This is a genomic window from Bradyrhizobium sp. CCBAU 11430 (genome assembly GCF_028128855.1).
GTDB lineage: Bacteria > Pseudomonadota > Alphaproteobacteria > Rhizobiales > Xanthobacteraceae > Bradyrhizobium > Bradyrhizobium ottawaense.
Map to the genome: position 1 here is coordinate 17,510 of NZ_LBJV01000030.1, position 15,341 is coordinate 32,850.

A 15,341-nucleotide genomic window follows, 5' to 3' on the forward strand; every position below is an offset into this window, starting at 1 on the left:
GCCCAAAAAAACGCTCCATCTGGGCCACTCCACTGGGAACGAGGAAAGCCGCGTGATACGATGGTCGCGCAACGTCTTCCGCTCTTCAACATGAAGCGGGACATCACACTTAATCTCTGGGACAGTCAGGAAGTTCGTCGCGAACGAACTCTATTCTTATCAACTGGATGATACGAGCTCTTGGCCTGGGGAAGTGTCACCGTATGGTAATAGCGGTCCGCTCGAAAGATCGTTATGAAATATACAACCGGCTTGCGTTGCGAATCAACAAACAGTCGCTTCACAACCAATGCTGGGCTGCCAGCTCGCACTTTCAGTACTTTTGCCAACTCCTTGTCCATTGCGACGGCTTCGATCCGTTGCCACTCCTCGCGAATCTCTGAATCGTGCAGGCTACGAAGAGTCGGCACAAATTGAATATCAGAATGTAATATATTTTTGACTTTTTTGCCGATGCTGGGTGGGAAGTACACTTTCAACAGAAGGAACGGCTTCCCGTCGACGATTCGTAGACGCTTAGCTTCAAGCACCATCCAATTTTGATTTTGACGAAACACAGCCGCCACGTCTGAAGATGCCGCAACCAGTCCGCTGGAAAGGAGGCTGGTGCTAGTCTCAATCCCCCTTCGTACAAACTCTTCGATAGGACCTGTCGCTCTGTGATCTGTCACAGCTGGAACGGCGCGAGCCACCCAAGTCCCTACACCTGCTCGGCGTGCGATAATCCCATCTTCTTCCAGCGACTTGAGAGCCCCCCGGATCGTCACTCGACTTACCCGAAACTGATTAGCTAGGGCCTTCTCTGTTGGAAGCATGTCTCCTACTTCCCGGTCTGCCAAGCAACGGAGCAAAACCTCCCTGATCTGAAGGTACTTCGGGAATGGATCGTAGACAGGTTGCGAAGTCATGAATCGCGTTTTGGGAGCGTCCGCAGCGCCGCCGCCACGGCGGACGAACTGAAGCCAAACGTACCGCTTCTCCAGGCGGAACACAAGAATGCCATGGGAGCTTATTCCTTCTAGCTAGGATCCGGACTCGATTGGGTCACTCGTTAGTGACGATGAAGGCGCCAGCGAGAAAGGTGCTTGCAAATTTATCGCAATGTTGCGATACGGCGGAATTTCTCAAGACGCGCAAACGTACGCAGGTTGCGCCGGCCGTAGAGCTTTGCTGGTAGGGGATCGGCTGACTCCGGCTAGTCGTAGACGAAATGATGGCCTTGGCGCTCTGCTCCGCGACAAGTTTTCGCTGACCGATGGCATCGCATTTTTGTCGGCGAATGATCCGCGAGATAGGTCCGAACGCCGCCAGAAGGGCCGGTGCCAGCGAATGTTGATGTTTCCTGGTGAGGGCAGGTGGAGACGCCGACGTCATTGGTCCTCTGTGAGGGCATGGACTTCGTCATTCGGCTACGCGTGAGCGCCCGATGGTTTTCTCTTCGTCTCCGTTTTCGGAGCGGTGCGCTTTCATCTGGGAACGATTGGTGGCCATCGATCCCAGGCCGGTGCTGCTGGTCAAAGCCCGGAATATCTCTGAGCAGAGCGGCATCAGGGTTGCCGCCACGGCGCCATTCAGTCCGCTAGCGTCGATATAGCTCGAGCTGGTCTCGCAATGCGCAGCGCTCCGAAGACTGTCCGCACTGCTCATGACGCAGCTTCTTGATGCTGAGCTTGAACTTCTCGATCAGCAAGCTCGCCGCCTGGGCCCGGCTTCTGCCGCCAACCGGGCCGCTCGCTCGGCGCGCAGCATCGCTGCCGCTTGGTCACATCGTCCGGAAGAGAACTATCAACGCGCACGGTAGACCAGAGAATCATAAGACGCGATCTCTTTCCGAACCGCTGATCTGTGCGATCAGCCCGTGATTGTCACCATGCCATCAGCAGACGACGGCAACTGGAACGGCCGCGATCCAGCCCTTTGGTAGAGCGACATGCCAAATTGCGTGCCAAAGGGTCTTGATCAGCTTTCCGCTTTTGCCATGGAACACATGGAGGTCGCCGCCGTGCGGGTCTCGTCGTACATCCGCGGGGCCGGCGAGTTCATGACGCGACGTTAGCCGTGTGGCCGATCGCAACCCGGACCCACACGCCCGATGCAATGGGATCACCCTAGGCGTCCGTCTGCCGGCGCCGCCATGGCGAGCTTCAGTGTCGCCACTTCGACCGTACTCGTGATCCGCATCCGAACCCGGCAGCAAACTCGATGACGACCGACCCGCCGCTGCTGGCCGGCGCGACTGGTCAAGGCGCGGCTCTGAGACGGCGACTACCATCCCCGGTACGAAACCAGGTTGATGAGCGGCATCCTTCGGCTCCGGCCGAAACGACCGTCACCATCGCGGCAACAATGAGCGCGAAACGCCATATCGCATCGCTTTTGTAAGCTCTCCACGACGATCTTGCACTCCTCGGACCAGCCCCGCCGCCGGCCCGTCTACCACCTCGAACCGTGGGCTTGGCGCTGCGCCTCGCACTATCCCGAGTTCTCTACAACACACCTCATTCGGCAAGGCGGCCTTCATAGGCTTTCAATTACCCACAAATTCTCCTCCGTCCATAGCGCCCAACGCGATGTTGGGTGAGGCGTGACAGCCCGCGCCACATGACCGTATTGCCGGGCGGCGGATCGCTGGCGCGGGCGAGATAACCGCCGAGCCGGGCGATCTTGATCAAGTAGTGCGAGAGCGTTTTGCGTCTTGCTCTTGTTTTGTCGTTGACGAGGCGCTCGAGCACGCCGATTTCAGTTGCAGTCAACGCGAGGGTTGGCGGCGTGTCTGGGGCGGAACGGTTGAGCATTGTCATCCAGAAGACCCGCCAACTCAGGATGCAAAAGAGCGAGATCAGGTTGGTCAGACGCTGGGCGATCCCAAGCTTCGACTCCTCAGCTTTGCAGCCCGATTTGAGAATCTTATGGAACACCTCGATCTTCCATCTCAAGCCATACCATTCCAGCTTCTCAATGGCTTTGGTGCGGGAACCAACAGGCAGGTCGGTGATCAGCTTCCAATCGAATGGATCACCGTCGAGGTCAGAGCGGGATAGCGCTTCTGCTTTCCGATAGGCGGTAGAACGCGAATCTTGCGATACCTGACCTCAAGAATGGCCTGGTCGGGATCGCCGTTGCTGTCTCTGACTTCGATGCGATGGAGCCCTTTGACGGCGACCTCGTCCAATTCGTCGGCGATCGTGTGATCCCCGTCTCCAGCGAAGCGGTCGACGCAGGTCCTGATCAGGAAATGAGTTCCGATCTCCTGTGCTGCGCAGAAAAGCTCGTAGATGTCACTCTCGCGATCACCGATATGGATGCATCGTCCCGGATGATCCAAGAATTGCGTAGATTGCTTGAGATTTTCCAACCACCGGACGCTCTCCTTCTTCTCGATTGGGAAGCCGGGTCGGATTGATCTTCTTGCTAAGCACTGCCGTCCCCTTGAATTTCTTCCGGTTCCAAAACTTAACGGCCGCTAACCCAAGCGGCACCCCTTCGATTGTAACCGCGAGGCTCGAATGCATCAGGATGCCGCAAACCGTGTGCGATCTGAGGCGACCTGCCTTATCCCGTCCACTGTTTATGCTCTTGGTGATGCCGATCGCTTCGCTTCGTAAGCTTCGCTTCTGACTTCTCGCGTTGATAGCTGAACTCGGTTGTATCGTGCAGCACAAGAACGAGACCTTAAGTGAGGGCGGCACGATCACGTGTCGATTGGAAATGGCCGGCCAGAATGACTGCTTCGCTGACCGGTGGTTAGAGAAGAAGCAGTAGGCTGCCTTGGTATTCGTCCAATCCTGGCAGACGAGCGGAATGCTTTGTCCCATAGCGCTTCCGATCTGCGTGAGCAGTTTGCGGAATCTCTGGCCGAGTTGCGCGTCCTTAAACTCGCATCCACTACTCTCTCGATCAATCCTTCCAAGGACTGCAACCGGCCTCTTGCAGATCGCCCCTTAACGTCAGTCCCATAGAGCACCCCCTCGCGAATCAGGTGCTCAGCAAGGAATCACAAGTGATTCTTTTCGATTCAAGATTAACTGATCAGCGGATCAGCCCGAGTCGTCAAAGTTGTGAGTAATTGAAAGCTACGCCGAATGGATACGCGCTGGTTGTCTCTCGGGGACTTAATTGCCCTGACTCGAGCACTCGGCTTCAAGTCAGCGCGAGCTCCATCGATGCGCGATCGCCGGTGCGAAATTCATGGATTGGTGTGTCTCCGGTCCAGAGTCGTTCACTGCACCAGTGCAAAGCAGCCGGTCCAGCTGTTTGACGCGGCCATGGTCCTTGCTTGTGCGTCTTCGGCCTGATCAGCGAGGATTTCGATAGAAATTTCGGCATTCGATAGATGCTTTGCCGATATTGTGTGACTAAGGCATTTGGTATGTAACAGCCACCAGGTTCGGCTAAGGGGAAGCGATTAGCGTCTCACTTCGAGTGATGGGCCAGCATACCATGCTGCCTCAGCCCCGCTGTCGCCGAAGTTCTGTGTCGTGCTGATCTAACTGGGTGACGGGACACATTGAGGTTGCGGCTTAATAGCCTCTGACAGTCTGACCAGCGGACCAATTTAGCATGAATGCTGGTGTCTGCCGGTGGCTTAGGTGAGGGTTTTCTACATTGTTTGTGGCGGTCGAGACCGACAGCTACTGGCGCCGTCCTCGACCCCACGGCAGGCTCGATGTTGCGCGAGCGCCGACACAAAAGCGTTCTCGGGGTCATTAGGCATCGGATCTGCGGACTGAGCGGATGCTCTCGTTGCCCCTCTTGCTTGTCGCGCATTAAAAACTCGCATAATCGGTCTCGGACACAGAATTTCGGAGTGGCGGCCCCCCCCATTAGGATATTTCGGCGCTCGGCTCTTGGTAACATTTATTGCAAGGAGATGAAACAACGCGACCTCGGGAAGCAATTCTCTAAGAAAGTCGATCTCCATAGGAGCACCTGAATGACGGGCGCATGCTGTGCGAAGGGGTAGGGATCTTCACCGAGGGGCAAATCGATGGAGTTTGGTGCTTGGCCTCATGTGACGGGCGATCTTGCGTCCGCACGAAAGAACGCTTCGGCGTTCCTAGACGGTCTACAAGGTGATCGCGCCCAATTGGCTCGGCAGCACTGGGGTGCAACCTGGGCCGGGACCGGAGATGCCTATTGCCGTCTTGCTGACCTCAACATAAACAAAAAAGAGTACGATGAAGCCGCCGAGGCTTGGCTTTGCGCGCTCACTGCATTCGAAGTCGCCAGGAGGCTGGTTGCTGACGATGATCCGCGAAAGGCGGACGTTTCAGCCAAAGTGGAAGCTGGCCTTCAGGGGATTGGTTTATCCTTCGGTCATGAGGTGGAGACCGTACAGATCGGGTGCGGGGATCTCGGGGATTTTCTAGCCTACTATCTGCCTGCTGGAACTCCCAATTCACGCGCGCCAGCAGTGATTTGCGTCAGCAACGAAGAGGAGAAAGGACCGACGCTGCTCGGCAGGCTCTTGCCTGTGGTGATTGGCCGGGGGATGTCCGTCCTTGTTGTCTCACACGAGAATATCGCCATCCACGCGCGCGGTGGGTCCGAGATCGTATTGTCCCATTGTTTTGATCATTTGTCGCTTCGGTCTGACGTTGATAGTAGTCGGATCGGCATTTATGGAGACGGATTATCGGCCTCTTTAGCTACTGATTTTGCCGCATACGATCGCCGCATTGCTGCGGCGGTTTGTGACGGCGGCATTTGGAACTGGACGCGCTCCCTCAGATCCGTCCGCTGGATGACATCCACCGACGGCGCAGATAAGGACATTGTGTCGGTGCGTCGCTCACGGCTGGCTGGATTGTTGAATTGTCCAATCCTCGTGGTAGCCGGGGGGCGCGGCGTTGTGAGTGTGCCCGAGGCTATCAAACTACAGGCTGTTTGCATGGCGGCGCACATTGACGTGGACTTGGTCATGCCGCAACTCATTCGAGGAGGGCTCGGCGAGGAGGTTGACAACTTCGTTAGCTCAGATGACTGCATCTTCAGATGGCTGGAGCAGAAGCTCGCACCAGAATCAACTCAAGAGCGAGTCGTCGGCTAGCGGCGCTGCGGTTCTCTCCCGATCTTGTCGCAGTAGTGCTCATTAGGTCGTGAGTTGTCCGCGGACCTGCAAATCGTTCGCGAAATCGATTGTTGTGCGGGGCTCGGATGGGTGCTCAGTGGAGGGGAGGGGCCCAGAGAAGTTCAAAAGATGGTCCAACCAAGATGAACTCAAGTGCGAGCTCGACGCCTGCCTCCGTGGTAAGCTGCAGTGAAGCTGTCCATGTTGGTCAGGAGGTAAATGATAACGACCAGGTTGATGCGGCCCATCCATTCAGGCCTACAACACGCCGATACTCAGCTTTTGGGATGCCAATCGACTATTCTTCGCGATCGAGGTTAACCGCTTGTTGAGGTAGTCTAGTGACGCCCCGTCCAGCCCCTCCAATAACGTGGCGTTGAGAGCTTCCCTCTTACTCGACAGCTTTGAGATTTCTGTACGAGCCTTCTCAGTCAGGGACATTTGAACGAACCTTGCATCATCTGGCGACGGCTCGCGCGCCAGAAACTCCATCGTTTCCAGCCTTTTCGTTTGGTTGGTAACGAAGGCGGGATGAATTCGGAGTTTACTTGCAACCCCTATCCCCGAGACACCGCAACCTTCGTCGAGTTCGTCGATAGCCATGAGGATCAACCACTGTGGCTCGGTTAAGCCCAGGAGCTCCGCCCAGCTCTTATGTATTTGCTCAAGTTGGGAATGGATCTCGACGACGTTCCAGATGAAGTCCCTGACGGCCCTGTCGATTGTTGGTTTTTCAGCCATGTTGGTTGTTCCGCCAAACCCCAGCACGCCCAATAAGTCGCTGCGTGACTTGCTCTCTTACAGGTATCTGGGTTCGGTCGCCCCTGAAAGGCTCCACCTGGGCATAGGTGCCATGTAAAAATCAATTGATATATTCAATTAGTTTTGGTGCGGCTATTATCAGATCGTTGGAGGGCTCTTCGGCGATCATGTAAAATCTCCAAGGAGAACCTCCGGGATGCCCCCTGGGGGTTCTTTTTTTTCATAATGACTCTCAGCGTTGCTTTGCGAAATGCCGCCTGTCGCCGAAATGCCACAGTTCGCGCCAAACATATGATTGTGGATATTAATTAATTGCGACAATTGATATGGCGAATTAGACATTGAGCCGACGGAGAGGGGGCGCCTCGACGTCGTCCGTCAAGCACCCGACCAGTAGGTGAGGCTAGCAGCGGCGGATCTTTGAAGGACGGAATCGACGTTTCCAACTTGGAGGTTCAACAATGAAATTGATGAAGAGCTTTATCCTCGGTTCGGCCGCAATGTTCGCTGGCGCCGGGGCTCAGGCGGCGGATCTTCCCATCAAGGCCAAGGCAATCGAGTATGTGAAGATTTGCTCGTTGTATGGTGCTGGATTCTACTACATTCCCGGCACCGACACGTGCATCAAGCTCGGTGGCTACGTGCGCGCTTCGACCCAACTGGGCACGAACAGCGTCTGGGGTGCGGCGGCTAGCGGCCTCGGTGGCGCGCACAACCGCCTCAGCAACTACTACACGGCGCAATCTCGTTTCGACTTCAGCACCGATACGCGGACGGCGACGGAATATGGCGTCCTTCGCACCTACGCCGAGTTGGCTTTCACCTGGACGGCCGGTGGATATGGCGGTGCCGGGAGCAACCTGATCAATGGCGCGACTGCCTACACCGGAAACAATCCCGCCGGAAGTGGCAGCGGGATGGTTTCTGGCGGTTCACTCTCGGTATACTATGCCTTCATGCAGTTTGCTGGTTTCACGTTCGGCAGAGCGCAATCGCAGTTCTCATCGCCCTGGACCAACTATCCCGGTAACTCCTTCGATGGCATGCCTGGCGGCGGCGGCTGGGAGGCCGTCAACCAGTTCGCCTATACCGCTGACTTCGGCCAGGGCATCACGGCTTCATTCTCGGCCGAGGATCAGGTTAACCGTACGACTAACATCTGGAACGTAAGCGGTGCGACCGCTGTAGGTCTTGCCACCGGCACGTACGGTGCAGGAGATATCGGCGGCTCGCGCGCTCCCGATCTCGTAGCCATGCTGCGGGTCGACCAGGCTTGGGGTCTTTTCCAGGCATCGGTCGCCGCGCATGACAATCACGCTGGCTATTATGGCGTCGATGAGACGACGGGGCATCCGGGCGACAAGTGGGGTTGGGCCGGTCAGCTCGCATTGTCAATCAAGAATATTCCGACCGGCGTCGGCGACACCATCAACGTCCAGGGTGTTTACACGAATGGCGCGAGCATCTACAACTTCCAGTCGTATACGCCTTTCACTTATGCGATCTACGGCGGCGCGGGAGTGGGAGGGGCTTACCAGACCATCGGTCTCGGCGGCGTCTCTGACTCTGTGTTCGTCGCCGGCGCGGGCCAGCAATTGACCACGACGTACGGCTTCAACGGCGCGTACACTCATAATTGGAACCCATACTGGAACAGCGCCATTTTCGGTGGCTGGGGTGCCGTGCGCTACAACAACACTGCCAAGGGACATATCTGCGGCGCGTTCGTTGCGACGCTTGCTTTGTCGAGCGGCCTTGCTGGTTGCAATCCCGACTTCAACTATTCGGTTGTTGGCGTGGCGACGCGCTGGACTCCAGTCAAGAACCTGACCTTCTCGACCGAGCTCGCTTACACGATGCTTGACCAGAAGTATGCCAGCGGAAGCACGGTTGCCTTGCCGGTGCAGGCTGGCATCGCCAAGCCGGCGGCAACCTACGAGCTGAAGGATCAGAGCAGCCTGCAGATGATGTTCCGCGCGCAGCGCAACTTCTAAGTTTTCTGTCGCAACAGCAAAGGAGAAGTGGCTCTATCCATCTAAGTTAACCTCCAAGAAGGCCTCCGGCATGCCCGCCGGAGGCCTTTAATTTGCGCCTGTTATCGGGCTGAGCTTGAAAGTCAATGCCGCTGGCCTCTTTGCGCACTCGTCTTGGCCAATGCGAGCCAAGCAGTCATGGTTGGCGGCCCTAGAAAGTTAGGTACGAATCTTATCCCGACTACATCGGGTGAGGGCCATGTCCCCAAGGGACTAGCTCCGCAGCGCAATGGTGCTCCGATGCAAAGTGCAAGGAAAGGGCGTCCGCTCGCCTCTCGAGACGGAGCAATCATCATGATAACCCAGCACCACGATGGCGCATGCTAAACGCTCAATTGAGCAGCCGATTTGCAGATTCGTCTCGACACCCTGCCTTAGGTAGGTCATCGGCCGTGGCAAGTGCTTCCCTTACCTAGAATCTTGAAGAAACGCGGTTTGCTCGCAGAATTCAAGCGCGCGGTGCGGCTTGCTTGCATCATTCCAGATCGAATTGCAGCTACAATCGGGAATGACACTTCCTGGCCGCGGCTTCACTCAGCGACAACTCGGGCATGACTTGTAAAGCAGGGAGTTCGCTTGCATGGACTCCGCGACCATCGACGTTGCGCCAGCATTTGACTGGCCGAGTTGATCCGTACCCGAAGGAAATGTTGCTCGATTGATTACATGCGCTTTCGGCAAGACCATCGACGATCTGGTCTGCTGCAGACTTTGGCGCTTTCGAACAGGCACACTTATGGGGCTTAGGCCGACTGCCGTACACACCAAGCCTTCCCCAGCGGTAACAGACATAGAACCGACTCGAACCAGGATAAATCATGACGCAAAGTACGGCTTCTGAAGGCCACAACTCAATCGGTCTTCGTTCACGAGAGGCGTTCGCGCGCGCACAGCGGGTCTTCCCTGATGGTACTACACGCGTCCCGATCGATCGGGATCCCATCCCGCGGTATGTGGACCGCGGTGAAGGCGCTTATGTCTTCGATGTCGATGGTCGGCGCTTCCTCGACCTGAACGGCAACTTCGCTACCTTGATCCACGGGCACAGCTTTGAGCCTGTGATTGCTGCTGTCACGAGTCAGTTGCGCTCAGGCACGTGCTTGGCAAACCCGACGCTCAGCGAAATTGATTTGGCTGAGTTGATATGTGTGCGGGCCGTGGAGGCGCTCCGCTTCGTCAACACGCGTACGGAAGCTGTGATGATAGCGATCAAGGCGGCCCGAGCGTTCTCCAGTCGATCCGCCATCGCCAAGATCGAAGGCGCCTATCACGGGTCCTATGACCGGGCGGAGATCAACCTTGCGAGTGGTCCCAAGAACTGGGGTCCAACCGACATGCCTGCAACCACTTCATCCTATCGTGGCGCGCCGGTCTCAGTATTGGACGAGGTCATTCCCCTGCGCTTCAATCAACCCAGCGTGGCTGAGCAATTCATCGAGGCGAATGCGTCCAAGCTAGGGGCTATCCTGATCGACATGATGCCTGGCCGAGCTGGTTATATCACGCCCACACCAGAGTTCCTGGGCGCGATTCAACGGGTGGCTCGCAAGCATGACATCCTGATCATCGCCGATGACGTTCTGAATTTTCGGTTGGGCTACGAAGGGTCCGCAGCGCGGTATGGCCTTGCCGCGGACATCTTCACCTTTGGCAAGATCATCGGCGGAGATCTGCCGATCGGCGCAATCGGCGGCAGGCGCGATGTGATGAGCGTCTTTGAAGCCTCGAAGGGCAGACCCGCTGTTCCGCACGGAGGAGCGTTTTCGGCAAATCCTTTATCGATGTGCGCGGGTCCCGCTTCCATGAAGGCCCTTGATCACGCGCCTTTCGCCCACTCGAGACCCTCGGCGACAGACTTCGTGACCAGTTGCGAACTGCGATCGCCAGGCGCGGAGTGCCCTTCTCGGTATCGAGAGCGGGATCTCTCTTCAGGATCCATCCGAAGCCTGTGCTTCCGAAGGAGTTCCGTGAAGCCCTGGCGACGCCGGAGGAGGCTCGCGTGCTGCTGGAGCTCGCGCGAACATTCGCCGGGCATGGCGGGTGCGTCTCGCCGGCCCCGAGAGCAACGCGCTACTCACATGGCCTGAGCAACTCCTTTTCTTAACTCGACACGGGTGAACTAGATGGACTTCGAGACCGTTGCAGTTGAACAGCGCGGCAATATTGCCTGGATTTTTCACAGCCGGCCGCATGTTCGGAATGCCGAAAGCTGCCAGCTTCTCGATGAGCTGGATTCGGCGTTGACGGACGCGGTCCGGGACGATGCGATCAGGGCGATCGTGTTCGCGGGCAAAGGTGATCACTTTTCCGCCGGTCATGATCTCAAGGAGGCGCAGGCAACGCGCGCAAATTTCACGGTTGAGCAACGCTACGCCTACGAGGAAACGCGTTACTTCGACTATGCGCTTCGGATTTGGGATTGTCCCAAACCAACGATCGCCTCGGTTCAAGGGGCTTGTGTTGCCGGCGGATTCATGGTCGCCAACATGTGCGACATGGTTGTGGCTTCTGACGATGCCTTTTTTGCCGATCCCGTGTGTCAGAGTCTCGCCACGGCGGCGGTCGAAGTCCTGGTCCACCCATGGGTCATGGGGTTGCGGATGGCGCATGAGTTCTTGTTAACGGGGCGGCGCCTGTCGGCCGAAGAGGCTTTTCGCGTTGGCATGATAAACCGATTCGTTTCTCGCGAGCGGCTAGAGGCGGAGACAACCGAGCTCGCCGAGAAAGCTGCCGCCGCGTACCCATTCGCCGCTAGGCTACTTAAGCGTTCGCTGAAGCGAGCTGCGGACATTCAGGGCTTCCGAACCTCACTTCAGAGCCATTTCGACACTCATCAACTGTCTCATGTTACGGATGAGTACAGCCGGATGCGAGATCAAGGCATCGCCTCTGGAATCTCCCGCGGCAAGTATGCATCACGCAAATAGTGACCGTGTCGGAGCTTGAGGCATAAAGCGCTGGCCTCTGCGGCGACAGCGAACCGGTATACGGAATATCCCTCGGTGCGACAGCACGCTTCTCCGCATTGTGGTTTGCGACATGCAACGGGACGCATCGTTAATCCCGCTTGCATGAAGGACCGTCCGGAAACCCCGTCGCGTCCGCACAATAAAGGTGTGGCGCCAAACACCTGCTGATTCACAACCAAGTAAGGAGCTATCGTGACCGCCTACAGTGGACCTGTTTTTGAGATGGCCGCTAAGCAATTCGAGGTGATCGCAGAATATCTGTGCATCCCCGAAGACGCTAGAGCGCGGCTACTAATGCCAAAACGCGCGGTCACGGTCTCCTGTCCGATCCATCGTGATGATGGCACGACCGCCGTTTTCGAGGGCTATCGTGTGCAGCACCATCTCACACTCGGCCCGACAAAAGGCGGGACCAGGTTCGCGCCGAGCGTTGACCTCGGCGAGGTGGCGGCGCTCGCCATTTGGATGAGCTGGAAATGTGCCTTGGTGGGACTGCCTTACGGCGGCGCTAAGGGCGGCATTAGTGTCGATCCATCGAGCTTGTCGAAGCGCGAACTTGAAGCGCTGTCGCGTCGTTACATGCAGGAAATGATCCCCTTTGTCGGCCCTCACACTGACGTCATGGCACCGGACATGGGTACAAACGAGCAGATCATGGCCTGGTTCATGGACACATACTCGATGTACCAGGGTCAGACGGTCACCGAGATCGTGACCGGAAAGCCTGTCAGCGCCGGCGGAACATTAGGACGTCGGGAGGCCACCGGAAGGGGCGTCGCCCATTTGGTCCGTCGAGCCGCAGACGAGCTCAAGCTGCATCTGGGTGGCGCTACGGCCGTCGTACAAGGGTTCGGCAACGTCGGTTCGATTGCGGCACTCGAGTTTCACAATATGGGTGTCAAGGTGATTGCGGCTAGCGATCACACAGGTGCACTCTATCGATCTTCAGGGCTCGACATCCCACAGATGGTCAGACACGCCTCGTCACGAGGAAGCTTAGCAGGGTATTCCAACGAACTCGGATTGGACCCCGTAGAGATGCTGACCATCCCTTGCGATATACTTGTTCCAGCTGCCGTGGAACGAGTCATCGATGCCAAAGTCGCCGCGGATCTGCGGTGCCGGATACTCGCCGAGGGCGCAAATGGCCCGACCACGCCCGAAGCCGATCGGATTTTGGAACAGCGTCAGGCCGAGCTCTTCCTCATTCCCGACATCTTGTGCAACTCAGGAGGTGTGGTGGTGAGTTACTTCGAATGGGTGCAGGACCTCCAGCGATTGTTCTGGGAAGAGGACGAGGTCATGCGGCGGGAATATCGAGTGCTGGATCGTGCCTTTGAACGCGTCTTGGCGAGAAGCAAGGGAGACAAGGTGTTCAACCGCACTGCTGCCATGGCGATCGGTGTGGAGCGCGTACGTGGTGCAAAGGAGACTCGGGGGCTGTTTCCGTAGCATCTTCGATCCTGCTGCCGGTGTCATCCGGTTTTGCGCTCGAGGAGCCACTCGAAGTGCAATGTAAGATCGCTCTGCTCGCCAGCGGAATGTCGCTGCAGTTGAGTTCGAGACCGTCGCAATTGAGCCGGTGTTGCTTCAGCAGATATGAGCTCTGGAAAGGGCAACGTGCGGTTCCGGGTAAAACCGACTTGCTTGCTGGTTTGTCGACTGCGTTCGTTCGAGGACTACGTGGCAGACTAGTCGACAAGTCGGGCTGTGCCCAGCATAATGGACCTAGTCTCGGCATTGTTCTGGCTCTCTTCTTGAGAATGTAATGGTCGTACAGCACGCGGCACCCTCGAATGGACTGAACGCGGCCCTTGGAAGAGCTACTGTTGCATGTCCCAGCATTACCTCTTGGATTAGCTCGAGAGTATTGAGCATGCCGTTGGGTGCTAACAGCTTTGCGGGTAGCCACCGATGGTTCTTTGGCGGGTCATATGGCAAATAGATTGCGCGCATGTCGAGGCAGGCCCGTGTGGCTCATCGAGTCAAAGCCCGCGTCGCCGCGTGATCTGAGATAGCGAATGCGCTATTAGGGACAACCAAGGGGGAATAAGCGCAAAGAAAGCGGCTGCCAGCCGCTTCAGACTGAGGGCGGCATCCCTGAAGTGCCCTGGATCTTCATGTCCGTAGATCATGCCATAGCGCGCCAGTTCTTGGATCCGCAGTGGGCTCCTCCGAGCGCAGCGCTCGCGCCAACAGAACCGGGGGGCTGCTTGGTCTCTCGCTCGACACCGCGGCAGCCACGGAGTGGTGCCTGATAATCGTCACTAACAACGACCACTTTGTTAAAGCGCCTTTTCGCCGGCCAATAGCCTCTGAGCGAAACACCAACCACCATTCGTTGCCTTCGAGTGCAAGGAAATGACGTGCTTGACTGGTGTAAGCGTCGTTCCACTCCCACCTTCTCGCGGCACATGGGATAGGCGAGTTTGAAGATCTCTTTGAAGGGATCGACTTGTGTCTATGCTTGACCATACGATTAAAGTCGGACGTGACACCGCGCCGGCTGGAAGTGATCACGGAGACGGGACGCCGTCGTTGGTTCTCCAAGGACGACAAGGCCCGCGTCGTCGAGGAGACGCTGGTACCAGGCGCGGTCGTTTGCGAGATTGCCCGGCGACACGGGCTGACCCCACAACAAGTGTTCACTTGACGCCGGCAAGCACGCCGATTGCCGACGATCCGCCGTTTGTACTGGCGGTGGTAGACGCCATGGTACCGGCCGTGGTTGTTGGCCATGAGCAGAAGACAACGCGGCGCAAGGCCAAGCCGGATGTCGGGGGCATCGAGACGAAGCCGAAGGCGTCACTATCCGGGTCGGCCGAGGCACGGACGTGGCGATGATTGCGGCCATCGTCCATGCGCTGAAGGCAAGCCGGTGATCGGCCCGTCCGGAACTGTCCGGGTGATGGTGGCAACCAAGCCGGTCGACTTCCGCAAGGGAATGGAGGGGCTTGCTATGTTGGTACGCGAGCACATGAAGGCCGATCCGTTCTCGGGTGCGGTTTATGTGTTCCGTGCCAAGCGCGCGGACCGGATCAAGCTGATCTTCTCTGATGGTACGGGTTTGTGCCTGTTCGCCAAGCGGCTCGAGGAAGGCGTCTTCCGCTGGCCGAAGATCGAGGATGGCGTAATGCGTTTGTCAGCGGCAGAATTGTTGGCGCTGCTCGAAGGGCTTGATTGGCGGCGTGTCCACGCGGCACGGGAGACGGTCGTCCCGACGCAAGCCGGATAATTGTGGGCCGCGCTGCGGCGAAGTGAATCAGGGGCATCGAGCACGTCGTCAGGCGGGCGCGAATATGCTCTGATTTGCCGATGAGCGATAACATTCCTGATGATCCCGAGACGCTGAAGGCGATGCTGCTTCCCGAGCGGCACGAGAGCGAGCGGCTGCGCCAGATCATCAAGGAGTTGCAGTGTTATCGCTTTGGCCGGAAGGCGGAGTCGCTTCCTGAGGAACAGATGCTGCTCGGTCTCGAGGACGTCCAACAGGTTGCGGCCTGTACG

14 protein-coding genes are annotated in these 15,341 nt (G+C 57.4%); 8 read left to right on the forward strand and 6 right to left on the reverse strand.

From position 1 onward, the window contains the following. Positions 1-125: 125 nt before the first annotated feature. The 5 genes from XI04_RS08760 to XI04_RS08780 form a co-directional block, all read right to left on the reverse strand. On the reverse strand, positions 126-815 hold the full coding sequence (locus XI04_RS08760; protein ID WP_271623587.1) for a GntR family transcriptional regulator: 690 nt from the start codon (positions 813-815) through the stop codon (positions 126-128). Between the two features lie 586 nt (positions 816-1,401). Continuing rightward, entirely contained in the window at positions 1,402-1,647 is a 246-nt protein-coding gene (locus XI04_RS08765) for a hypothetical protein (protein WP_271623588.1), read from the reverse strand. Positions 1,648-2,531: 884 nt separating this feature from the next. Beyond that, on the reverse strand, positions 2,532-2,936 hold the full coding sequence (locus XI04_RS08770) for a hypothetical protein (RefSeq protein ID WP_271623589.1): 405 nt from the start codon (positions 2,934-2,936) through the stop codon (positions 2,532-2,534). A gap of 59 nt (positions 2,937-2,995) precedes the next feature. After that, positions 2,996-3,355 carry a hypothetical protein gene (locus XI04_RS08775; RefSeq protein ID WP_271623590.1) on the reverse strand — a complete coding sequence of 120 codons (360 nt, stop codon included), beginning with the start codon at positions 3,353-3,355 and terminating at the stop codon, positions 2,996-2,998. Then, complete coding sequence (locus XI04_RS08780; RefSeq protein WP_333915105.1) at positions 3,291-3,935, reverse strand: IS4/Tn5 family transposase DNA-binding protein; 645 nt, start codon at positions 3,933-3,935, stop codon at positions 3,291-3,293. The genes XI04_RS08775 and XI04_RS08780 overlap by 65 nt, the downstream gene beginning before the upstream one ends. Before the next feature lie 1,052 nt (positions 3,936-4,987). Between XI04_RS08780 and XI04_RS08785 the strand changes: the two genes are divergently transcribed. Beyond that, positions 4,988-6,049, forward strand: a complete 1,062-nt coding sequence (locus XI04_RS08785) for an alpha/beta hydrolase family protein (RefSeq protein WP_271623591.1) — start codon at positions 4,988-4,990, stop codon at positions 6,047-6,049. Between the two features lie 279 nt (positions 6,050-6,328). Here the strand turns inward: XI04_RS08785 and XI04_RS08790 are convergent, their stop codons facing one another. Then, positions 6,329-6,811, reverse strand: a complete 483-nt coding sequence (locus XI04_RS08790; protein ID WP_271623592.1) for a MarR family winged helix-turn-helix transcriptional regulator — start codon at positions 6,809-6,811, stop codon at positions 6,329-6,331. Positions 6,812-7,293: 482 nt separating this feature from the next. Between XI04_RS08790 and XI04_RS08795 the strand changes: the two genes are divergently transcribed. The 7 genes from XI04_RS08795 to XI04_RS08825 form a co-directional block, all read left to right on the forward strand. Then, positions 7,294-8,826: a porin gene (locus tag XI04_RS08795; protein ID WP_271623593.1), complete on the forward strand. Its 1,533-nt coding sequence runs from the start codon at positions 7,294-7,296 to the stop codon at positions 8,824-8,826. Between the two features lie 857 nt (positions 8,827-9,683). Next, complete coding sequence (locus XI04_RS08800; RefSeq protein WP_271623594.1) at positions 9,684-10,952, forward strand: aspartate aminotransferase family protein; 1,269 nt, start codon at positions 9,684-9,686, stop codon at positions 10,950-10,952. A 36-nt stretch (positions 10,953-10,988) separates the two neighbouring features. Continuing rightward, on the forward strand, positions 10,989-11,792 hold the full coding sequence (locus XI04_RS08805; protein ID WP_271623595.1) for an enoyl-CoA hydratase: 804 nt from the start codon (positions 10,989-10,991) through the stop codon (positions 11,790-11,792). A 234-nt stretch (positions 11,793-12,026) separates the two neighbouring features. Beyond that, positions 12,027-13,286 (forward strand): Glu/Leu/Phe/Val family dehydrogenase, encoded by a 1,260-nt coding sequence (locus tag XI04_RS08810; RefSeq protein ID WP_271623596.1) that lies wholly within the window; start codon positions 12,027-12,029, stop codon positions 13,284-13,286. A gap of 1,060 nt (positions 13,287-14,346) precedes the next feature. Then, positions 14,347-14,487 carry a transposase gene (locus XI04_RS08815; protein ID WP_271623603.1) on the forward strand — a complete coding sequence of 47 codons (141 nt, stop codon included), beginning with the start codon at positions 14,347-14,349 and terminating at the stop codon, positions 14,485-14,487. A 225-nt stretch (positions 14,488-14,712) separates the two neighbouring features. Continuing rightward, complete coding sequence (tnpB, locus tag XI04_RS08820) at positions 14,713-15,069, forward strand: IS66 family insertion sequence element accessory protein TnpB (RefSeq protein ID WP_271623597.1); 357 nt, start codon at positions 14,713-14,715, stop codon at positions 15,067-15,069. A gap of 80 nt (positions 15,070-15,149) precedes the next feature. Next, positions 15,150-15,341 (forward strand): transposase (locus XI04_RS08825; RefSeq protein ID WP_271623598.1); only part of this gene is annotated, 192 nt, incomplete at its 3' end.